Origin of the sequence: Chitinivorax sp. B (assembly GCF_005503445.1) — a bacterium.
Taxonomy (GTDB): Bacteria; Pseudomonadota; Gammaproteobacteria; order Burkholderiales; family SCOH01; genus Chitinivorax.
On the sequence record NZ_SCOH01000020.1, the window covers coordinates 1 to 22,672 of the forward strand.

The 22,672-nt window shown below is 52.4% G+C and carries 16 protein-coding genes and 1 pseudogene; 7 read left to right on the forward strand and 10 right to left on the reverse strand.

What is annotated here, in order from left to right; translation table 11 throughout:
• Positions 1-291 precede the first annotated feature (291 nt).
• A complete protein-coding gene (locus tag FFS57_RS13250; protein ID WP_137938284.1) occupies positions 292-837 on the forward strand; it encodes a hypothetical protein in 546 nt (181 codons plus the stop codon).
• Positions 838-1,124: 287 nt separating this feature from the next.
• Here FFS57_RS13250 and FFS57_RS13255 read toward each other — a convergent pair whose 3' ends face one another.
• Together FFS57_RS13255 and FFS57_RS13260 are read right to left on the reverse strand one after the other, a co-directional pair.
• Positions 1,125-2,837: an ATP-binding response regulator gene (locus FFS57_RS13255; RefSeq protein ID WP_137938285.1), complete on the reverse strand. Its 1,713-nt coding sequence runs from the start codon at positions 2,835-2,837 to the stop codon at positions 1,125-1,127.
• Positions 2,807-3,256 (reverse strand): putative pterin-binding protein, encoded by a 450-nt coding sequence (locus FFS57_RS13260; protein WP_137938286.1) that lies wholly within the window; start codon positions 3,254-3,256, stop codon positions 2,807-2,809. The genes FFS57_RS13255 and FFS57_RS13260 overlap by 31 nt, the downstream gene beginning before the upstream one ends.
• Before the next feature lie 731 nt (positions 3,257-3,987).
• Here FFS57_RS13260 and FFS57_RS13265 point away from each other — a divergent pair.
• Together FFS57_RS13265 and FFS57_RS13270 are read left to right on the forward strand one after the other, a co-directional pair.
• Entirely contained in the window at positions 3,988-5,232 is a 1,245-nt protein-coding gene (locus FFS57_RS13265) for an MFS transporter (protein ID WP_137938287.1), read from the forward strand.
• Between the two features lie 65 nt (positions 5,233-5,297).
• The gene (locus FFS57_RS13270; protein ID WP_137938288.1) at positions 5,298-6,683 is read left to right on the forward strand and encodes a NarK family nitrate/nitrite MFS transporter; all 1,386 of its coding nucleotides are present in this window, start codon (positions 5,298-5,300) and stop codon (positions 6,681-6,683) included.
• A 62-nt stretch (positions 6,684-6,745) separates the two neighbouring features.
• On the opposite strand, the gene FFS57_RS13275 is transcribed toward FFS57_RS13270, so the two are convergent.
• The 4 genes from FFS57_RS13275 to FFS57_RS13290 all read right to left on the reverse strand — a co-directional run bounded on the left by FFS57_RS13275 (position 6,746) and on the right by FFS57_RS13290 (position 11,083).
• Entirely contained in the window at positions 6,746-7,573 is an 828-nt protein-coding gene (locus tag FFS57_RS13275) for a mechanosensitive ion channel family protein (RefSeq protein WP_137938289.1), read from the reverse strand.
• A gap of 200 nt (positions 7,574-7,773) precedes the next feature.
• The gene (locus FFS57_RS13280; RefSeq protein ID WP_171013918.1) at positions 7,774-8,493 is read right to left on the reverse strand and encodes a substrate-binding periplasmic protein; all 720 of its coding nucleotides are present in this window, start codon (positions 8,491-8,493) and stop codon (positions 7,774-7,776) included.
• 229 nt (positions 8,494-8,722) lie between these two features.
• Entirely contained in the window at positions 8,723-9,853 is a 1,131-nt protein-coding gene (locus tag FFS57_RS13285) for a YbdK family carboxylate-amine ligase (RefSeq protein WP_137938291.1), read from the reverse strand.
• A 21-nt stretch (positions 9,854-9,874) separates the two neighbouring features.
• The gene (locus FFS57_RS13290; RefSeq protein ID WP_171013920.1) at positions 9,875-11,083 is read right to left on the reverse strand and encodes a cation:proton antiporter; all 1,209 of its coding nucleotides are present in this window, start codon (positions 11,081-11,083) and stop codon (positions 9,875-9,877) included.
• A gap of 472 nt (positions 11,084-11,555) precedes the next feature.
• Here FFS57_RS13290 and FFS57_RS13295 point away from each other — a divergent pair, with 472 nt between their 5' ends.
• The gene (locus tag FFS57_RS13295) at positions 11,556-12,359 is read left to right on the forward strand and encodes a substrate-binding periplasmic protein (protein ID WP_137938293.1); all 804 of its coding nucleotides are present in this window, start codon (positions 11,556-11,558) and stop codon (positions 12,357-12,359) included.
• A 104-nt stretch (positions 12,360-12,463) separates the two neighbouring features.
• Here the strand turns inward: FFS57_RS13295 and FFS57_RS13300 are convergent, their stop codons facing one another.
• From FFS57_RS13300 to FFS57_RS13310, 3 genes are all read right to left on the reverse strand, one after another.
• Entirely contained in the window at positions 12,464-13,429 is a 966-nt protein-coding gene (locus FFS57_RS13300) for a 5'-nucleotidase (protein WP_137938294.1), read from the reverse strand.
• A 108-nt stretch (positions 13,430-13,537) separates the two neighbouring features.
• Positions 13,538-14,476, reverse strand: coding sequence for an MBL fold metallo-hydrolase (locus FFS57_RS13305; RefSeq protein WP_171013922.1), 939 nt, complete (start codon positions 14,474-14,476; stop codon positions 13,538-13,540).
• Between the two features lie 181 nt (positions 14,477-14,657).
• Positions 14,658-15,095 carry a hypothetical protein gene (locus FFS57_RS13310; RefSeq protein ID WP_137938296.1) on the reverse strand — a complete coding sequence of 146 codons (438 nt, stop codon included), beginning with the start codon at positions 15,093-15,095 and terminating at the stop codon, positions 14,658-14,660.
• 205 nt (positions 15,096-15,300) lie between these two features.
• Here FFS57_RS13310 and FFS57_RS13315 point away from each other — a divergent pair, with 205 nt between their 5' ends.
• On the forward strand, positions 15,301-15,915 hold the full coding sequence (locus tag FFS57_RS13315) for a PH domain-containing protein (protein ID WP_137938297.1): 615 nt from the start codon (positions 15,301-15,303) through the stop codon (positions 15,913-15,915).
• Between the two features lie 71 nt (positions 15,916-15,986).
• Here FFS57_RS13315 and FFS57_RS13320 read toward each other — a convergent pair whose 3' ends face one another.
• Entirely contained in the window at positions 15,987-17,381 is a 1,395-nt protein-coding gene (locus FFS57_RS13320) for an FAD-binding oxidoreductase (protein ID WP_137938298.1), read from the reverse strand.
• A gap of 288 nt (positions 17,382-17,669) precedes the next feature.
• Here FFS57_RS13320 and putA point away from each other — a divergent pair.
• Together putA and FFS57_RS13330 are read left to right on the forward strand one after the other, a co-directional pair.
• Positions 17,670-21,287 (forward strand): annotated as a pseudogene (gene putA / locus FFS57_RS13325) (trifunctional transcriptional regulator/proline dehydrogenase/L-glutamate gamma-semialdehyde dehydrogenase); the annotation flags it as partial.
• Positions 21,288-21,348: 61 nt separating this feature from the next.
• Positions 21,349-22,548 (forward strand): branched-chain amino acid ABC transporter substrate-binding protein, encoded by a 1,200-nt coding sequence (locus FFS57_RS13330; RefSeq protein ID WP_137938300.1) that lies wholly within the window; start codon positions 21,349-21,351, stop codon positions 22,546-22,548.
• The last annotated feature ends 124 nt before the right edge of the window (positions 22,549-22,672 follow it).

Sequence of the window (22,672 nt, forward strand, 5' to 3'; positions counted from 1 at the left end):
ACCGTTAGGCTAACGCCTTCGTGTTTGAATTCCGGAGTAACGTTGCAACGACTCATGAACACCGCCGCGAGTAGGTCGGTACGGTACCACCTATGTTGGGACCCAGATTTATTTAGACCAATGAACTCTGAATATTGCAAAGGGTGGTGGTTTCCTGGTGACTTGAGATGTACGTCTGTTTTGGTGTGGATTGTGAAATGATCCGGTATAATGGCATATAAAATGCCAAAAGCATATATTGTGGTATGCGTTTGTATACTTTCTTTCACCCTCAATCACTAAAGGTAAGACGTGAAAACTTACACCAAATTTGCTACTGCCCTTTTACTCACTGGTGTCGCTTTGTCTGCATCTGCTGCTGAATTTTGCCGTCCTTTGATCGGTGCCGTTCATCTGGAGCCCGATGCAGACTGCAAGGTTGCAGAAGCCTATCCAGGCAACGCATATTTGAAGCAGCCCAATACTTGCTTCAAGACCACCGTAACAGGTCTGGGACGTGGTTACTCCGGTTTGACTATGGAGTCTGTCATGGGTGTTGACCAAGGTCGTACAGTGACTCCCAACGTAGCGAACGAAAAGGAGGCACCCCCGATGACTGGTGCTTTGCCGATTCCGCAAACTCGTCAGTTCTTCACAGGCCGCACTGTGTTGAAAACCTTTTGGGGTGATATTTATGCAGCAGAAGCGGGCGTGCAAAGTGCCAAGGGAATGACTGAGCAGGCCATCATTGTTGGTGGTACTGGCCACTATAAAAATGCACGTGGCTACATGACGATCTTTGGTAATTATGTTGGGGGGTGGGGTACACATGTTGGTGAAATCTGCACCTCTCGTTAATGTACGCAGTGATTTACCTGTTTTAGTGTGATGGCTGATTGATATCCACTAGATTGGGGCAGGATCATTAATCCGGCAGGGTGTAGCTTTAACTTAAACGTGTACAAGGTTTCGTTTTAAAAGCAAGATGGGTTAAAACAAAATTATGCCGGATCAATAGTTGGCATTTTACTGCGCCTTAATGTGTGGTAGGGCAAGGTACAAGCAAACCGGGGAGTCAGTATTGCTGCCCGGTTTCTTTTGTTTGATATCTTTAGGTTTAAGGTGGTGAAACTGGTCACTGCAGTTCATTGCAGTTGAGCAAGTGTTTCCTTAAGCTGACTTTCTGAAATGGGTTTGTTCAATCGAGCGGAAAAAGGCTGGGTTACAGTTTCTGGCTGATGACTGTCATGTGCTGAGGTGGTGATAATTGCAAATGGCCGAGAGACTTTGGTTTCATCGTAAATATTGGCCGTGTCGAGATCACTGTCACAAATGATGGCATCGAATTGATTATTGTCCATCATCGATTTAGCTTCTGACTCAGAAGATGCGCACTGGCACCGCATCCCAAGCTGCAATAGCATTTCTTGCAGCGATTGGCGAATGGCTGGGTCATTGTCCACCAATAGTACGGATTGAATACCTGCTATGTAGGATGAGGCTGCCAGTTGCACAGGGATAAACACAGTAACGGTTGTGCCATTGTCCACCAGGCTGTGTATGTTGATATGGCCACCCATGGCCTCGACCAGGCTTTTGACGATCCAGAGTCCCAAGCCGGTGCCGCCACGCTTGTTGGGACCTTGCTGAAATGGCTCTTGGACACGCTTCAGAAAGTTGGAGGGAATACCAACGCCCGTATCCTTGACAGTCAGAATCAATAACGGGTCACTGTCAATCTGGATTTCGACGTTGATGGTCACGCTACCCGTATCTGTATATTTCACCCCGTTGGATGCCAAATTCCACAATATCTGCCGTAGCCGTTTTTCATCTGACATGATGTGTCGGATGTGCCTCAGATCAGTCAACAATGAAATCCCACGTTGCTCCGCACGATAGGTGAGAGCGTCAACAACTTGATTGACGACATGTTGTAAGTCAGTTGGCTCGCTGGTGAGGGTAAGTTGTTCGCTACAGATGGCGGCTTGGTCAATCATCCCATCAATAATGGATTCTAGATGCAGCATGGAAGCGTTCAACCGTTGGACAGCCTTTGTTGCTGAATTTCCTAATGGGAGCGATTTGGCGATGATCCGCACGTTGGTGGCGATACTTTGCAAGGGTGAGCGGAATTCGTGGCTGATTCCTGCCAATACTGTATTACGGGCAACATTCTCTTGCTGCTGCTGCAGAAGTTGCGCACGAAAACGGCGGGCTTCAATATGCAGAATGATGCAGACCATCAACAAGAGACCAATTGCAATCACCAGCAACAACATGATGGTGCGTGTTGTTTGCTGGATACGTTGTTCTCGGTCCTCATTGAATTGTTGTTCCATCAGGCGGGTCTGATTGGAAAATGCTTCACTACGCTCCCGTTCTACTGCAACTTTGTGGATCAATTCTTCCAACACAGGAGGATTGAGCCGACCTTTGATGTCTTGCATGTAGGCAGTCAGGGCTTGTAGTCGATTCACATAGGCGTCAAAACCATCAACAGCTTTCAAGTAGCGCTGGCTACCAAAATTGGCATTAAGGATGTCTTCCAGGCGGCTGTTCACAAAATCAATACGCATTGTCACTGGGACATCGTGCGATGGTTTTTTGGCCAAGGTCAACGCGGCTTCTTCGGCAAGTAATCCCAATTCTCGATCCATGCGAGAGGGTAGCCAGAACAGATCACGCGAATTCTGCTGGGAATCCAGATTCCGGTACAGATCCACCAGTTCGACAGCGATGAAAGTAATGGCCAATACCGCCAGAATGCCAACAACAATAATACCCTTACCTGCAGGGTAGCTACGCCATTGACGCAGAATACTGCCTAACGAACGATGATTTTCTTCACGTACCATACATACAGGTTTTCACGCGATGAGCGTCGAAGCTCAGAATATTGGCTATAAGGAAACAGGGTCATATATGGCCCCTTCTCTTTGATGGTGAGGCGTTGACCGTTGCCTGATATGGCTAGGATCGGTTGGTAGCGCTCAATATCTGTCAACGGTAGGGCGGACACATAGCCATTGGATGCTACAACCGTCACGGTACTAGCATGGCGTAACTTAAGGATTGTTGACAGCAACGGCCCTTGAAAATCGATTTCTTTGGGGTTCCATTGGGTTGCCGTTCGCAGGCCTGCTTGAGGGAGCGCTTGCAATTGGGCATCACTGAAGGTTTCGACATGATCGCGATACACAATAGTGAGTGGGCTGGCATAGACATAGCCAATGCACGTCCATAGACAGAGCAGGCATATCCTGACAGGTTTCATCGCACTTTCCCATGTGATAGGTCGCGCATCGCTGCTTTCTCAGTTGATACGCCATCATGCTGGGTTTGTGCTTTGACACACTGGGGTGATGCAATAGTTTTCCAGGGCATGGCGAAGATTGCTGTTTTCCGCATGAAATATCCACTACTCGAATCAAAAGCGTGCTTATGATAATTGGAAAAAACGCGAAAGAAGATTCGTTTTACATTGAGTAATTGTTAAATCAAATGCTTATGTTAATTTTCAAATTGCGAATGTAAGTATGCCAAGTGGCCTGATATGCCATGGTCTTGCTGTTAGTCCAGTTATTGCTTGTACAAATCTATTCCCAAGGGCCGCCTCTTGCGTGAACGTGATCGGGGCTCATTTGCTGTTTATCACCCCTATTTATCACACCAAAATTCTGGTTCTTGTGCTGCAACTCCCCCCCGTTGACGGCCACTTTTGATAGATCTTGGCTAGGTTCTAAACGCTAAATCAATCAATAAGGATTTGCCTTCAATCAGGTTCGTTTCCGATGGCCTTATAGTGCTTTCGGACTAAGTCTAGCTAGCCACGGGATTTAGTGGACCTAGCCATTCCGCCCTCGGCCCGCACTTCTTACGGTGAATATCCCTAAGCCTTGAAGGGGCATAGCATGCAATCGAGTGAAAACCTTGGCTGACAGGACAAGGTGATCGGTGCAGTCCGTTACGGGGGTAGCAATCATGGCTCAGGAGAGTCGCAAGCAAATGTCAGTACTGATTTCTAGTACTGCGGCATTCACAGTCTGTTTCATGGTGTGGATGATGTTCGCCATCATCGGCATTCCGATCAAAAAACAACTTGGGCTGAACGAGACCGAATTTGGTTTGTTGACAGCGACACCTGTGCTTACTGGTTCACTGGTTAGAGTGCCACTGGGCATCTGGACCGACCGCTTTGGCGGTCGTATTGTACTGTTTGCGCTGATGTTGTCGACAGTGCTGCCGATCTGGTTGATGCAATACGCGACGGAATACTGGCATTTTCTGGTGTTGGGACTGTTTGTTGGTCTAGCTGGCGGTTCATTCTCAGTTGGGACACCCTATGTCGCACGCTGGTTTCCCAAGAATCGGCAGGGTCTGGCCATGGGGGTGTTTGGGGCGGGGAATTCCGGATCGGCTGTCACCAAATTCCTGGCACCTGCGCTGATTGCCACTGCCGGTGGCACTTGGACCATCGTGCCACAAGTGTATTCGGTGATCATGCTGGTGGCCGCTTTGTTATTCTGGGCGTTCTCCGCCACGAACCCGGCCCACAATGTATCGGGTACTGCAGGGTTTGGAGAGCAACTGAAAATGCTGAAAGACCCGCGTGTATGGCGTTATTGTCAGTACTACTCGGTTGTATTTGGTGGCTATGTGGCATTGGCTTTGTGGATGACCAAATACTATGTCGGCGAGTATGGCTTCGACATGCGACTGGCAGCGCTGCTGGCGGCCTGTTTTTCTCTACCTGGCGGCGTGTTGCGGGCACTGGGGGGCTGGATATCTGACCGCTATGGTGCTTACAAGACCACATGGTGGGTAATGTGGGTGTGCTGGGTAGCGTTCTTCCTTCTCAGCTATCCGCAAACGCAAATGGTGGTCAGTACTATCAATGGTCCAGTCACCATGCATATTGGCCTCAGTCCCTGGGTATTCACCGGACTGTTGTTCATAGTCGGGATTGCAACGGCCATTGGCAAGGCATCGGTATTCAAATTCATCTCAGATGATTTCAGCCACAACATTGGCGCCGTATCAGGCATTGTCGGCCTGGCCGGCGGCTTGGGTGGCTTTATTCTGCCGATCATGTTTGGTGCCCTGGTTGATCTGACGGGCATTCGTACCAGCTGTTTCATGCTGTTGTACGGCACGGTCTGCGTCAGCTTGGTATGGATGCATTACAGCTTCAAACCGGAAAGTTGTGCGGTAGAGGTGAACCAAGCCCTAGCTGGTACTAGTAAGGCTTGATCGGGTGCGGGCGGCGGTGTGCCCCGCGCCCGATACATGGCAATGTGAAGACGGAGTAATCAATAATGGCTACGCATGTGATTAAGCGCTGGGAGCCGGAAGATACAGGCTTTTGGCAGAGTGAAGGTGAGAAGGTCGCCTATCGCAATTTGTGGATTTCCATTCCGGCCCTGATGCTGGCATTCAGTGTGTGGATGTTGTGGAGCGTGGTGGTGGTCAACCTCGATAAGGCGGGGTTCACTTTCACCAAAAACCAGCTGTTTTGGTTGACTGCATTGCCCGCGTTGTCGGGTGCGACATTACGCATTTTCTATTCATTTCTGGTGCCGATCTTTGGTGGGCGCAAATGGACGGCGATTTCCACTGCCAGTTTGCTGATCCCTGCCTTGGGTATGGGGTTCGCCCTGCGGGACCCGACTACGTCCTACCCGACTTTGCTGATTCTGGCGTTGTTGTGTGGATTTGGAGGGGGAAATTTCAGTTCGTCCATGGCCAATATCAGCTTTTTCTTTCCGAAAGCAAAAAAGGGGTTGGCGACGGGACTGAACGCGGGGATTGGCAACCTTGGAGTGTCTGTGGTGCAGTTCCTGACCCCGATTGTGATCTCGACTGCAGTGTTTGGTGCATTGGCAGGTGATCCGGCGGTGTTCACCAAGGATGGCGTCTCCAAGCAGATCTGGCTGCAAAACGCGGGTTTCGTCTGGGTACCATTCATTGTCATGGCCACCATAGCGGCTTGGTTTGGTATGAACGACATTGCTGATGCCAAAGCATCATTTGCTGATCAAGCGGTGATTTTCAAGCGCAAGCACAACTGGCTGATGTGCTGGCTCTATATTGGTACCTTTGGCTCATTTATTGGTTTCTCTGCTGGTTTGGCGATGTTGACCAAGTCACAGTTCCCAGATGTCAATCCGACACAATATGCCTTTCTGGGGCCGCTGGTAGGGGCGCTGACACGTCCGATCGGTGGCTGGGTCTCGGACAAGCTAGGTGGTGCACGCGTGACATTGTGGGTATTCCTGGCCATGGTATTTGCGGTGTTTGGGGTATTGAGCTTCATGCCGCACAACGGTGTAGGCGGAAACTTTCAGGGTTTCCTGATGATGTTCATCGTACTGTTCGCGCTGACAGGTATTGGCAATGGCTCAACTTTCCGGATGATTCCGATCATTTTCTTGACAGAACGGCAACATGAGGCCCAAGGCAAGGGTGATATCGCACAACGACAAGCTTTATTGGATGCAGGTAAGGAATCGGCGGCTGTGCTGGGCTTTTCCGGTGCAATTGGCGCATATGGTGGCTTTTTCATTCCAAAGAGCTTCGGTACATCGATTGATCTGACGGGTTCGGTGGATGCAGCACTGTACTGTTTTGTCGCGTTCTATATCAGTTGTTTGCTGGTGACCTGGTGGTTCTATGCTCGTAAGGGGGCGCAAATGCCTTGCTAAGGTGCTTGGCGATAAGGTGTAAACAGAAAGGGAGCCCAGGCTCCCTTTCTGTTTTTATACGGTCAAGCGTTCTGGTTCTGGAGCAACACCATTTGTGACGGGATCGGTGCAGGCATGCCGGCTGCTGCAGGGGCTTCGCGCATTACCTTGTTTGCGTCGAAATACACTTGCCAATAATGATCATTATGGCAATAAGGACGAACGGCCAACACAGGCCCAATCAGATTGAATTCGAGAATTTCCACATCAGGTGCCGGGTCCTTCATTACGTTCGGAACTTTGGCCAATTCCTGCTTCAGCAGCGTGATGGCGGCGGCATGGTCTGCATTCCCGGCCAGCTGACATTTCAGCTCCACACGACGATAAGGGTTGTGGCTGAAGTTTTGAATGGTGTCGCCAAAGATTTTGTTGTTGCCCACAATGGTCATGACATTGTCTGGTGTATTGATTGTGGTCGAAAACAGGCCGATTTCCTTGATGGTGCCGGTGACGCCGGCTACGGTCACAAAATCGCCTACCTTGAACGGCCGTAAGGCAACCAGAAACGCCCCCGCCGCAAAGTTAGCCAGCAAACCTGACCAAGCCATCCCAATGGCGACACCGGCTGCGGCAATCAATGCCGCAAATGTCGTGGTCTGAATGCCGAAATAACCCAGAATGCCAATGATCAGAATAATGTTCAGTGTGACGGTGACCATGTTGCCGATATAGCGAAGCATGGTCGGGTCGACCTTTTGTCGTTCCAGTGAACTGGACAGCAAACGACTTGCCAGCCCGATCAGCCAACGGCCAATGATCCAGAAGGCAATCGCCACCAGAATCTTGACGCCGAATTCGGTCAAATACTGCTCAATCAGGTTTCGCCAATGGGTGAAGTTCAGATCTTGCATGTTGCACTCCTGTGAATGGGTCATCGATTTTGCCCATTCACTATGGACCGGGCCGGGAGGGTCTGCAAGGCGAGATCCATGCCCAGCGCGGGTTCTGTACATGCATCAGTTGGAATGTGGGTAGGGGGAAATGCCGACTCAATTAAAGGAGTTGGACTGACCTTATCGCTAATGAAGCCGGGGGAGCGGTGAGGTGGGAGTCAGAAGACGCCGGATTGGTCGATCATCTGCTTAAGCAGACCGTCATTCGTCATGGATTGCAGGCCCTTGTTGAAAGCCTCTCGCAATGCTTTTGCCCGAGGCGCCTTCAAAGACAAAGCCACATATTGCAGCATGGTGGCAATGGGCGGATCGATCCAGATCAGTTGCTTGCCAAGATGCGGTAGTTCATTGGTGATCAGATATTGGGCGACACCTTTCTCGATCAGAATCAAATCAACTCGACCAGCCCCCAATTTGATCAAGTTGTGCTTGTCATCAGGAGCCGGGTCGGTAGTGAGTTTGGCGGCCACAAAATTGGGTGGATCGCCGTAGCTTTGTACTGTTCCAATCACATAAGGACGCAGGTCTTCAAAGCTCTGAAACTGAATGCTGGTGTCGGTGCGCGTATAGAAGCCAAGCTGTATGGGTGGCATCGGATCGGAATACATCAGGAAACTTTCACGTTCTTTCAAATACCATACGCCAAACAAGCCATCGACCCGACCATTCTTTGCATAGGCAAGGCAGCGCGTCCAGGGGAGGAATTCCAGCTTGGTGTGATAACCGCTGCGCCGAAAAGCTTCGCGCACTATTTCGCTGATGACGCCTTCATTGGGTAAGGTTGGCCCAAAGTAAGGGGGATAAGCAGAGGTGACCAAATGAACTGTTTTTACTGGTTCAGCTTGGATGGGCTTGGCCGGCAGAGCAAGACTGAGCACGAAGAGTATACTCAGCAAACCCCATAGCCAGATGCGATAGACCATTGCTGTCCTTACCTTACTGTGCACAATCCGCCAGTACAAATCAGCCAACTGTGTGTCAGCAAGTGCTTAACAATACGATGCAAGTGGTAATGCCAAATCAAGTTTCCTGTTTCTCAATATAGTTAACTTTCTGTTGATTTTGTCGGTGGCCATGACACCGATGGTATTGAACACAGTGCCATTGCTATAACACCCAGTCTTCGTTGCCCGCCCGCCAATAGTCACACTGGCGTTGCACCACGGCAGACAACATACGGTGTTGCTGGAATTGTTCGCGAATCCAGTCGGCATCGGTTTTCATGCGCATGGCCCGTACACGCAGATAACCCAGTGCATCCTGCGTCCCTAACCGCGCTGCAGTTTCGCTGAGCATATCCAGCGTGGTGAACAAATCCTGTCGCAGTTCTGGCTGGGCACCAGTCTCCGCGTCTGACAAGGTCCCGGCCATGCCAAAACGGCAAGCCTGGAAGCGATTGTAGGCATAAGTTTGGTACAGATCCGGATGGGCCGATAATTCTGGATGATCTAAGAAATAGGCGGCCAGTGTTCTGGCATAGGCCGCCAATGCAACCGAGGTTTCCAGTTGTAACGGTGTATCGCAGACACGAACTTCGACTGTCCCATATTCAGGTTTAGGGCGAATATCCCAATAGAAGTCCTTCATGCTGGCGACAATGCCATAGCTCGACATTTTGGAGAAATAAGCCTGAAAATCGGCCCAAGAGCTCAGCATCGGCATGAAGCCGGAAAGCGGGAACGCATTTACGCTGGTCAGTCGAGACGACTGGAACGAGGTGTCGACACCTTGGTGAAATGGAGACGAAGCTGACAAGGCGATGAAATGCGGGACATAGCGACCCAGCAAGAGTGTCAGTCGAACTGCGGCATCACCATCCGGTACGCCGATATGGATATGCTGGCCGTAAACTGTAAATTGTTTTGCCAGATAGCCATATAGCTCAGACACCAACATGTACCGCTCTTTCGGATAGATGCGCTGGTCGCCCCAGTGCTGGAATGGGTGGGAGCCACCACCTGCAATACCGAGATTGAGCTTGTCAGCGCAATCCAGCATCAGTGTGCGAATCTCGCGCAGCTCTTGTAGCATTTCATGGTGGCTGCGGTGGATGGCGCTGCCGACTTCAATCATGCTTTCGGTGATTTCAGGTTTGATGTCGAAATTGTGCTTTTTACGACCAATCAACGTCAACAGATCGGGCGCGCCGCGCGTCAAGTTGAAATCTCGACGGTTGACGATTTGCAGTTCGAGCTCGATACCAAAGGTCAGTGGTTCGGAAGGGGTGAATTCAAGCATATATGGGCTCCGTTAGCGGGCTCAAGATTTGGCTTCGCCACTGGCTGTTAGGGCGAGACGTAGTACCAGCGGGCCGGTCAGTTCCAGCAATGCGAGCACTGAGATCATCAAGGCGGACAGTTCTGCCCCAAAGTCGGGATAGGGGGCGGACACATGCAAGGCTAGCAAGGTGGCTACACCAGACATCGGAAACAGGCTGATACCCAGCCACATGCCCTTTTTCCAGCTGATCCCATTGAACCAGGCAAGCAGCCCAGTGGTGGTGGTCATCACTACGCTGCGCAAGGCGATGAAGGCCAACGCCAGCCCGATGAATTCCGGTAAATAGCGCAAGGAAATCTGCGCGCCGGTATACACGAACAGAATCGTGCACAACATGGCATTGATTGGCGCTAATTCATCTTCACGAATGAACCACATCGCATGAGTACTGCGGGTCGTGGCGCCCATGACCAGCAAGGCGATCAACGAGGACAATCCGAGGCTGCTGCCCAGACCGACTACCAAGGCAACTGCAGCAATGATCAAGGTACCTTGTTGCATGCTGGATTCGATTTTCAGGACTGTCGGTAGCGTCAGTAGTCGTGCAGCCAGCCAACCCAACAAGCACCCACCGACGACTCGATAGGTCGAATGGATAATGGCGGTATACCACGCAGGTTGATGCTGCATGTAATGTGCACTTAGGCACACTGCAAACAGCAAGATGGCCAGCGCATTCCCCAAGGCGGTCAGATGCAACATGCGCTCGGTCAACTGACCTTCGGCTTTCAGCTCACGGACCAGCAGCAATGCCACCGCCGGGGAACTGGTAATGCCGATCGAAGCCACCATGCTGGCCGGTAGGGTGGGAATCCCCGCCAGACTGAGACTTAGGAAGAGTGCAGCAAAGGTCAAGGCGCTGACCATCAGGCCCGTGAACAATAGCCAGCGTTCCCGCAGTAGCCATCGCACATCAATGCGCCTGCCTAGCTCAAATAGTACTAGTCCAAGCGCAATATCGACAATGAATCGGAACTCATCCAGACCGGACTGTGTGAGCAGATTCAAACCTGATGGGCCGATGGCCAGCCCGGATAACAGACAGCCGGTAATGAACGGGACATGCAACATGCGTCGGCAAAGCGATGCCCCCAACACGCCGGCCGCCAGTAGCAAGCCGAGCACCAATAACGTGACCATGTCGCCGGATGGCTTCACATTCAACCAGGAAATCAAGGATTCTGGCATGACGCTCCTTTCTGTGCAGAACATTGCGGATGGGCTAGGTGACACGAGGAGCCCGGCGATCATACCGGTTACGGGTTGAGTCACCAAATGGATAAAGGATTCAGCATGTTGGCATGAGTATCCGCAAATGTCTGCTTTGGTTTATTGTTTGTTGAGCGGTGGGGTGATCCACCTCCGGTTGGATTGTGTACAACCGGGTAACGCCTGCAGGTGTTTTCAAGTTGGTCTTTTACACATTGAGAATAGTTCCCAAAGTCGATTTATGAACGTTCTGTCTGGTTGCTGGCGAATTGCTGGCGAAGATTGACATGTCATGTGGAAATTGCTTTGTTGAATGTCAAATCAATGGCTTGCAGTCTGCTACATTGAAAGCGATAGATGCGTGACTGCAAATGTGGCAACCCAATGTGATGAGTGTCCGGTCGAGGAATGGCTGGAGTATGTTGTCGGCAAATGATTCAAGGGGACTGGAATGAGCCCGTGGCAAACCAAATTGTTGATCGCACTGGTGGCACTTGCACCAGGTTGGACCTACGCGGCCGATACCACCGTGACGTTACTGATTGATGATGCATATCCACCGTATGCCTACAAGCAGAATGACAAGGCGGCCGGTATATACCCTGATGTATTACGAATGGCTGCTAGCAAGTTGAAGGGGTTCAAGGTGGAGCTGGTCCCTAAGCCATGGAAACGAGCGCTGGCCGAGGTGGAGGCCGGTATGGCCATGGGTGTGGTGCCACCGTACTATCGACCGATTGAGCGACCTTGGATCAGGCCTTATTCGGTGCCGATTCTGGAGGAGCGAGTGGTGGTGTTTTGTCGCCGTGAGATGTTTTCAGATAGTCCACGCTTGCGTTGGCCGGATGACTATCGTGGTTTGACGTTTGGCAACAATATGGGCTTTGTGCTGGGAGGGCAGCCCTTCTGGACTGCAGTGCAGATGGGTTTGATCACCGTACAGGAAGCCCCGGGTAGCCGCACCAATCTGACCAAACTGATCAACAAGCGCATTGATTGCTATTTGAACGACCGGTTGGCCATTCTCTCTGAGATTGCACAGATGCGGCGGGATGGCATCTACGATGATATCAAGCATGCTCACATTCAAGAGGGGGCCACAATTTCCATCGAGAATGGGCATATTGGCTACAGCAGCGTAGATGGTGAACGATTCGCTCACAAAGACGAATTTGTCAAACAGATGGATGCCATTTTGACTTTGATGCGGCAATCTGGCGATATCCAGCGGATTGTGGATCAATATACGCGCTGATCTGGGGCGTTTTATCACAAAAACAAAGGCGCGGCTGGTGCTGGATTCGCAGGCTCTACTGAACCATTGCTACGTGGGCTAACGTAACAATGATGCTGAGCCGCTTATGCATCAGTGACCGCTGGCGTGTTTTCACTGGAACGGGGCGCGTTGGTGACCCCGAACGGGATGTGAACGGACGGCAGGACTGTTGACGTTGGTTCCAGATGCAAGCGCTGATCATCAAAGAAGATGTGTGGCTGCATTACTTCCAGAATGCGTTTCTTCTCGACACCACCCAGAAAAAACGCCTCATTGACAAAAATATCCCAACTGCGCATGGTGTTGATGACACGTTCATGAGATGGTGCGTTACGTGCGGTGACAATGGATACTCGTAACCGAGGTTGATAGTGTTGATCTTGACTGGCGCGATCCAGCTCTTGGCGCTGGATCAGCGACAGTTTTTTCAGAAACTGGGCCAACGGGCCAGGATTGTGCGGTATGTTGACATGCTGCTGTTCATGGGCATGAAAGCGGCCGATATCTCGGGTGTGTTGGAAAACCGCTTCGGCCTGATCGTCGGCTAGTACGCCATCGAAATCTAACGCAATCCGCAATTCGTGATCGTCCGGATCATCCGGTGCATTGGAGTGCAACACCTGACCTGCAGGGTAACCGGCCTCCATGGCCTGCTTCACGTCATCTTCGTTGGCGGACAGGAATAGACTGATGTTCAGTGCTGGAATATAGCGATAGGGTGAGCGACCCTGCAGGAATACTGCCCGTGTCATGTCCAGCTCGTAATGCTTGATGGTGTCCATGACCCGCATCCCTGTGTCTGGATCGTTACGTGACAACAGGATCACCTCAATGGGCGGGTCTGCTGGATTGACTGCGTTGATTGACAGCAATCGTTTGATGAATGGAAAGGCAACACCCGGTGCAAGTGGCTGATGTTGCTTGTCACGTTGATATTGACGATAGGTGGCTTCACCTTGTTCGCGAAACACCTGATCGGATTCCGCCAGATCAAATAAAGCACTGGAGGCCAAACCGACTACCAATCGTTTTTCCAGTTCGTAGGGCATGATGTGGTCAGCGTTGTTGTCAAAGAGTGGTGCCTGAACAGTGTGGCGTCCGCATTGAATCACGGGGCTTGGTACTTGGGAAGCGCTACTCGCGGAATTGATCACGAATCAATCTGTACGACGGGGGATTGGTACACAGTCCAGATCATTGGCAAATTGCAGCTTGCCTTGATAATGATGGCGAATGGTACGAGTTGTCGTTGTTTCTTGCCCCAAGGTGCGTTGCATGCGATGTGAAAGTAACAAATGTTGGACCTTGCTCAGTGACGCAATCTCGCCAATACGTGACGGAGGCATGTGCAGAGCCCGTTCCACACCTTGTGCGCCCTCGGGTACAGCATTGTGAGCTACCAGCAAACCAGCGCCACGGGTCAGTTTGATCAAGGCCTCGCCGTTACCATTGGTATCGCCGGAAAACACCACTGCATGTTCACCAATATCGACGCGCCAGGCCAAGGCGGGAACTGCCCCGTGTGCCACACTGGCGGCTGTCAGTTGTAGTCGGTCTTGTTGCAGCACGGGCATTTTGTCTTCGCCTTCCGGCAGAATATCTTGTGGTCGCAACTGATAGGAGGCCTGATCATCACCAGAAACGAATCGTTCCAGATACCGATAGGCACCACCCTGCATACCCAGCAGCGACTTCAACCATTCGCTGGTCGGTGGAAAACGGCTGCTACCGTCTGGTCCCAGCACGGGCAAATCGCGGGATCGGTCTCCAAAGAAGCCTGCCTTGACGTAGGCTGGCAGGTCAGCGCTGTGATCGGTATGCAGATGTGTCAGGGCAATCGCCTCCAGCATTTCAAACCGTGCACTCACCCGACCGAAGTTCACAGCACTGCCAGGGCCCGCATCAATCAATACCCGACTGCGGCCGTGATCCCAGATCAGGTAACTGCTCTGAGCACGACCGGTCAACTCAGGCCCGCCAGACCCTAGTACCTGCACGTAAACACCGGTCGTCGGGCAGCCTTGTGGCTTGGCCCAGGCGAGGGTGCTGCTTGCAAGCAGGGCAACACAGCCGATCAAGTAGGTAGACCGCCGCATCGGCTGTATGCGGCATGTATTTTGAGCGTCTGCCTGATCTGATTTGGAGCGGCAATCACTGTGCAAGCATTGTCGCTGGGCAATGAGTGCGGAACGTGGCATGGGACTATTCCTGGAAAATGTGCTTGGTCGTTCATCCTGCGAAAATCTGACAACGGGCAGGAATAAACCGGATCAGCAGTCACATGATCACGGCCAAGTGAAACTTTCCGCTATGGGGTATCACACTCTCCAGTACATCGACGCAGTTTGCCAGCTCTTCGACCAGCATGCGTTGTTGAGTGGGCGGTAACCATTCCTCTCGATGATCCTGCAAATGGATGTGCAGCGCTTTGAGCGTGGCCAGGCCGGCTTCGGCATCGAACCATTCCATATCCTCTACGCTATAGCCTTTGTCATCGTCGTCATCCGACGAATCATCATCATCGTCATCGCCAAAATCATCAGCCATGTTGTATTCGACATCGGTTTCATCGGTGAAGGACGATAACTTGGCAACACCCAGTTCGTCACAAAGCTCATCCAGATCATCGCAATAATCGAACATTAGTGAATGGTTATCACTGTCCTCTGAACAATGGCCGTTTTCCAGGGTTTGAATCCAGAATGTCATGCTCATGGGGGAAACTCCTGTCAAGATGGGAGAGCGTGGTTGATTGACAGAATCATAGTCACAGTGGCGGCAACGTAACAGGCCCAGTGTACCGATCAACTATGGACACGGTTGGCAGGCAATGTACTATGCTCATCTGGCCGGTTGGTAAACCTTGCCGGAACCGGTGCATTTCTACTGTGATAAATCATTGACCTGAAAGGTGCAAACCATGTTTGGCAAAGTGGCGGCAGATATGTTGGGTTTGAGTGATATCGGATCGGTGATCGGGCCGGCCGATTACGATAAGGTTGATGCAGATGATTATGTGATGCATGAGGACGACGAGAAGATCTATTTCCTGATCAAGTCCAAATCCGACGAGTACTGCTTTACCAATAAAGCGCTGATCCATCTGGATGGCACCAGTGCCGCCAGTAAAAAACGTATGTTGCGCCGCTATAGCTACCATACTCACCAGATTGCCAATGTGTTGCTGGAAACGGCTGGTACGATCGATATGGATGTCGAAATCAAGTTCGATCTAGGCGACCAACACTTCTCCATCGACGTGCATAAAAAGCATCTGGAACCATTGAAAGATCTTTACAAAGCGCTGATCCGCATTGCGGATCTGTGTCATGAAAACGAGATTGCGCTGGAAAATGCCCGCCACAGTCTGGAGGTTGCCTCCGCCACATTTGGCCGGAGTGCCTCACACAGCGGGTCGGTCGTGGACGCATTCAAGGAGCTGAATCAAGCTGCCTTTGACTGGTTGACCAGCGCTAGACGGCAATATTGCGTCAAGGATTTTGGCTTCGTGTTTGAGCGGTATATTCACAACTGATGCAGTTCAACCCTGTCGTGCAACTGGTTGGGTTGACCATGTGGCTGTGTGATAAGGTGATTTGAGCAAGCTCATATCACCTTGCCGGGGTTGAATAACCCAGTTGGATCTAGCCAGGCTTTCATGCCACGCATCAACTGTATGCCTGTCGGGTCTCCACAGTCTGCCAGCCGGTCGCGTTTCAATTGGCCAATGCCATGTTCCGCGCTGAAAGTACCGCCTGCCTTTTGTACCAAGGCATAGACAATTTCGTTGACTTCGGTCTCGTCCAGAAAAGTCTCCACAGGCGTGCTTCGGGTATGGGCGACGTTATAGTGCAGATTGCCATCCCCAGCATGGCCAAAAGCGATGATCTCCACCGTCGGGAAGCGTTCCTGCAAGCGTTGTTCTGCTTCGGTCACAAATGCAGGTATGGCTCCGCAGGGAACCGCGATGTCATGTTTGATGTTGCCGCCAGCCAGCCGTTGTGCTTCCGGGATCAATTCGCGCCACCGCCATAGTTGTACTGTCTGCGCTTGGTTTTGTGCCAATGCCGCGTCCAGCAAGCCTTGCTGCTGCAGACAATCGGCGAGTAAGGTGTCAAGGTTGATTCGATCATGGGTGGTTGCAAGTTCCACCAAGGCATACCATGGAGCATCCTCTGCCAGTGGGCGAGAAAGATCAGTCACATGTCGGGCAACCAGTTCAATACAGGTCCGACTGATCAACTCGAAAGCGGTCAACGCATCACCAGCCTGTAGCTTCAATTGTGTCAATAGAGCCATGCCTTTGGCGACGTTTGGTAGGGCAATCCAGGCCGTGGCGACCTGTTTCGGGATCGGGGCCAGTTTCAGCGTGGCGGCCGTTACAACACCCAACGTTCCCTCTGCCCCGATGAACAACTGTTTCAGATCATAACCACTATTGTTTTTCAATAGCGGTCGCAGATCTGACCAGATTTCACCATTGGCCAGTACCACCTCCAGACCCAATACCTGTTGCCGCATCATGCCGTGACGAATGACCCGCATTCCACCAGCGTTGGTGGCAATCAGTCCACCCAGTTGCGCGGAGCCACTGGATGCAAGATCAATCGGTAGCTGCAAGCCACGTGCCGCTGTCAAGCCATTCAGTTGGTCCAACACGATGCCGCTTTCAACGGTAATGGTATCGTCTTGCCAGCCTCGAACGGTGTTCAGGCGTGCCAAGTTCAAAATCAGGCTGTGCCTGCCGTTCGGTAACGGTGTTGCGCCGCCGACCAGCCCAGTGTTGCCGCCTTGCGGCACAATGCATACACCTGCAGATGCTGCAAGGCGTACAATCTGTTGTACCTCGGTCACCGTGACGGGGTGTAAAACGGCCAGTGCCAAGCCGTGATATCTGCGACGTTGGTCAAGGCAAAATGGGGCCATGGATGTGGTGTCAGTCAGCATCCGGGTATTCCCTAGCAAGCGCTGTAGTGCTTCCAGCAAATGAATCGTTTCCATCTGGCAAGTTTGCCACAGCCAAAGCCTGCTGTGGCCTTGATATAACGGGATTTGCCAAGGGCATAAAGTATTGCGATTTTCCCCAATGGCTGTGCATGCGAAAATACCGCTAAATCCTGATCGATAATCGCCTCCGAGCAGGTACGGAAGGTTGAACCGATCAAGCCCATTCCAGCCGACGACCGGCACCGGCATCTCCCCTTAGATGTGGCCCTGCAGGTTGGCGCTGGAGACGGAATAAATTAATAATACCGACGGCGTACCCACAAGGTTGCGACCGGCAGGAGACCCCTCATGCAATTCGGCGAATTGTCCCGCCCTCAGTCCGTACTCCGTGATGCCATTACTTCAGCCTATCGACGCGATGAACGCGAATGCGTACAAGCCGTACTGGCTCAAGCCGCCCTTCAACCTGAGCAAGTGAAATCGATTCAGGCCCTGGCCCGCAAACTGGTCACCGAAGTGCGCGAAAAACGCACCAAGTCCAGCGGTGTCGATGCACTGATGCACGAATTCTCGCTCGACAGTACAGAAGGCGTTGCGTTGATGTGCCTGGCTGAAGCCCTGTTGCGTATCCCCGATCAGGAAACCGCAGATCGCCTGATTCGCGACAAGATCTCCAAAGGTGACTGGAAGGCGCATTTGGGGCAAAGTGCCTCGTTGTTTGTGAATGCCGCGACCTGGGGGCTACTGATAACCGGCAAGCTGGTCTCCACCAATAGCGAAAAAGGTCTCTCCAGTGCACTGACACGCATGATTGCGAAGGGCGGCGAACCGCTGATCCGTAAAGGCGTGGATCTGGCGATGCGCATGCTGGGCAAGCAGTTCGTCACCGGTGAAACCATCGATGAAGCGCTGAACAACGGTACCGAACGCGAGGCCCTCGGCTTCCGTTTTTCGTATGACATGCTCGGCGAAGCGGCGATGACGGAGGAGGATGCCAAGCGTTATTACGCAGCCTACGAGGAGGCGATCCATGCCATTGGTAAGGCCAGCAATGGTCGCGGGGTGTATGCCGGCCCCGGGATATCGGTGAAGTTATCAGCCCTTCACCCGCGCTATAGCCGTGCTCAGCATGTTCGTGCCGTCAGTGAACTGTTGCCGCGTATCAAGACATTGTTATTGCTGGCCAAACGATACGACATCGGTTTCAATGTGGATGCTGAAGAGGCTGATCGCCTGGAGTTGTCATTGGATCTGCTGGAAGCCCTGTCATTGGACCCGGACTTCGCAGGGTGGAATGGCATCGGCTTTGTCGTTCAGGCATATCAAAAGCGCTGCCCATTCGTGATCGATTGGATTGTCGATCTGGCACGCCGCAGTGGTCATCGCTTCATGGTCCGGTTGGTGAAGGGTGCATATTGGGATGCCGAAATCAAGCGCGCGCAGCTGGATGGCCTAGAGGGGTACCCGGTCTATACCCGTAAGGTATATACCGACGTGGCTTATCTGGCATGCGCGAAAAAGCTGTTGGCGGCACAGGATGCCGTCTTCCCGCAATTTGCTACCCACAATGCCTATTCGCTTGCCGCCATCTATCACTTGGGTGAAGGCAAAGATTACGAATTCCAGTGCCTGCACGGCATGGGTGAAACCCTGTACGACCTGGTGGTCGGCAAGGACAAGCTTGGCAAGGCCTGTCGCATTTATGCGCCGGTCGGCTCACATGAAACGTTGCTGGCCTATCTGGTGCGTCGGCTGCTGGAAAACGGCGCTAATAGCTCCTTCGTGAACCGGATCGTCGACGAAGCAGTACCGATTGATGAATTGGTGATAGATCAGGTGACGGATGCCGCGCGCCATGCTGGTCAGCCTCATGCCAAGATTTCGTCACCCGCTGGGCTGTATGGTGAAACGCGTGCCAATTCCGATGGCATTGATCTGTCAAATGAATTCCGACTGGCTGATCTGAGCACAGCGCTGAAGGCCAGCGAGTCCCGCCAATGGCAAGCTGCTCCCTTATTGGGCAGCGGGATGGCGTTGGGTGGTACCGCACACGCCATTTGTAATCCGGCTGATCGCGACGATATAGTCGGTAGTGTGATTGAAGCCAGCAGCGAACAGGTCGCGCAAGCGCTGGATGCTGCGGTAGCTGCCGCATCGCGCTGGGCCGCCGTGCCGGCAGCTGAACGTGCTGCGTGCATTGCACGTGCTGGAGATTTGTTGCAACAGCATATGCCAATGCTGATGGGCCTGGCGGTGCGCGAAGCGGGTAAATCATTGCCGAATGCCATTGCAGAGGTGCGCGAGGCGATCGACTTCTGCCGCTACTATGCGGTCCAGGCGCGACAAGAGCTGGCCCAGTCAGCTCCTCGTGGCCCGATTGTGTGCATCAGTCCGTGGAATTTTCCTCTGGCGATCTTCATTGGCCAGGTAACCGCCGCATTGGCTGCCGGTAACCCGGTATTGGCCAAGCCCGCAGAACAGACTCCATTGATTGCTGCAGAAGCAGTCCGCCTGCTGCATGAGGCGGGTGTGCCACAAGATGTACTGCAGTTCCTGCCTGGCACAGGCGAGGTGGTAGGGGCTGCATTGACATGTGACCCACGCATTGCCGGTGTCATGTTCACTGGCTCGACCGAAGTGGCACAGCTGATCAATCGCACGTTGGCGGCGCGAGATGATTCGCCGCTCTTGATTGCAGAAACTGGCGGGATGAATGCGATGATCGTCGACAGTTCATCTTTGCCGGAACAGGTAGTCAACGATGTTCTCAGCTCAGCTTTCGACAGCGCGGGTCAACGTTGCTCAGCCCTGCGTGTACTTTATCTGCAGCGTGACATCGCAGACAAAGTGATTGAGATGCTTAAGGGCGCGATGAAAGAACTACGCGTTGGTAATCCTGCCAGATTGGATATCGACATTGGGCCGGTGATTGATCAGGAGGCGCAGCACAATCTATTGGCGCATATCGAGAAGACCAAGCAGCAATCGAAATGGTACTACCAGGCCAGCATGGATAAAGCCTGCGAGAATGGCACCTTTGTCTCGCCCACTGTATTCGAGATTGACAGTGTACGGCAGCTGGAGCGCGAAGTGTTCGGGCCCGTGCTGCATATCATCCGTTTTGAAGGATCGGCACTCGACAAGGTCATTACTGAAATCAATGCGACGGGCTATGGCCTCACCCACGGCGTACATAGTCGGATCGATGAAACCATTGATCAGATCACATCAGGTGTCCATGCCGGCAATATCTATGTGAACCGTAACATTGTTGGTGCGGTTGTTGGTGTGCAGCCATTTGGTGGCGAAGGTAAATCTGGAACAGGCCCCAAAGCTGGTGGCCCACTGTATCTGCATCGTCTGACTCAGACACCGGCGTTGCCACAAGTAGGCAAACCCGCCCGCGTTATCGAGTTATCTGGCCTGAAGCTGTTGTCAGAAGCCAAGTTGAACAGCCTGTCGCAAGGCCAGCGCGATCAGCTGCAAGCAGTCATCTTCGAATATGAGGCTGCCAGTCCGTTGCGTCGTGAGGCACTGTTGACAGGGCCTACCGGTGAGCGGAACACGCTGGGCTTCTCCAGGCGCGGTAATGTGGCCTGCCTGGCAGAAGGATTGTATGGCCTGGCCTTGCAGGCAGCCGCCGCATTGGCATGTGGCAACAACGTGGTGCTGCCAGCCAGTTCCGATGGTCGTGCCTTGGCTGAATTGCTGGGGGGGCATGCCAGTACAGCCAGCAATCCGGCTGCCAGTGAGGTCGCTGCGGTGTTGTTCGACGGTGATGCCACTGTTGAAAAAGCATTGCGTCAGGCGCTGGCTCAACGCGATGGTGCACTGGTTCCATTGATCAAACCGCACAATGATGGCCGTTACGATTTATATAGATTGGTGGCTGAGCGTGCTGTCAGCGTCAACACGACTGCTGCAGGTGGTAACGCCAGTCTGATGAGCATTGGTGAATGAACTGGATTTTTTCATGGCCGGCGATGTACCGGCCTGTTACTTTCAACACAAGAGGTAGACCATGTATTACTCCACATTGCGTACACTCGGCTTAGCCGTTACTGCAGCACTGGCCATTGTGGCTTGCGGTAAGAAAGCCGACCAGGCTCAACCGGCGGGTCAGTCAGCCCCGGCCGGCGCATCGGCCGCCGGTGATGTCGAAGTCGTCAAACTTGGTTTTGCTGGCCCATTGACTGGTCCGCAAGCTCACTATGGCACGGATATGAAAAATGGCATCTTGCTGGCAGTGGACGATGCCAATGCACAAAATCCGGAAATCGGTGGCAAGAAAGTGAAGTTTGAACTGATATCCGAAGATGACCAGGCTGATCCGAAAACCGGCGCGCAGATGGCCCAGCGTCTGGTGGATGCCAAAGTGAATGGCATCATTGGTCATTTCAACTCCGGTACCTCGATTCCGGCCTCCAAGATCTATTCTGACGCTGGCTTGCCGCAAATCGCTATGGCAACAGCACCAACTTATACCCAACAAGGTTTCAAGACCACGTTCCGCGCGATGACCAGCGATACCCAGCAAGGGGGGGTGATGGGGCCGTTCGTGGTGAACAAATTGGGTTTCAAGAAAATTGCCATCATTGATGATCGGACCGCTTACGGCCAAGGTCTGGCAGATGAATTCGAAAAGTCTGCCAAGGCCGCTGGTGGTCAGATCGTGAAGCGTGAATTTACCAATGACAAAGCAACCGATTTCACCGCTATTCTGACCGCCATCAAAGGTGCACAGCCGGATGCCATTTTCTACGGTGGTGCGGATGCACAGTCAGCCCCGCTGGCCAAGCAGTTGAAGCGCCTGGGCTTGAAGGCGACGCTGGTATCAGGTGAAATGACCCGTACACCGACATTCCTGCAGTTGGCTGGTGCGGAAGCAGATGGTGTGATTGCTTCGTTGGCTGGTTTGCCAATGGACAAGATGCCTGGTGGCAAGGATTTTGAAACCCGCTTCAAGGCCAAGTTTGGTGCGATGGAGCTGTACTCACCCTATGCTTATGACGCGACGATGACCATGATTGCCGCCATGAAGAAGGCCAATTCGGTTGATCCCGTTAAATACCTGCCGGAACTGGCAAAAATCGAGAGCCAAGGTGTCACTTCCGCCAAGATTGCTTATGATGAAAAGGGTGATCTGAAAGCGGGTGATATTACTGTGTACAAGGTTGAAAAAGGGCAGTGGACTGTACTGGAAACAGTATCAGGCAGCTGATTGCAAGTGTGATAGCTACCCTTCATCATTAGGGTACACAGCTTAGAAACGGCACCCGTGTGGTGCCGTTTTTACTTGCATGGTTTCTTGCGGAATAGAAATTGTCTTACTCAATGTTGCGGCG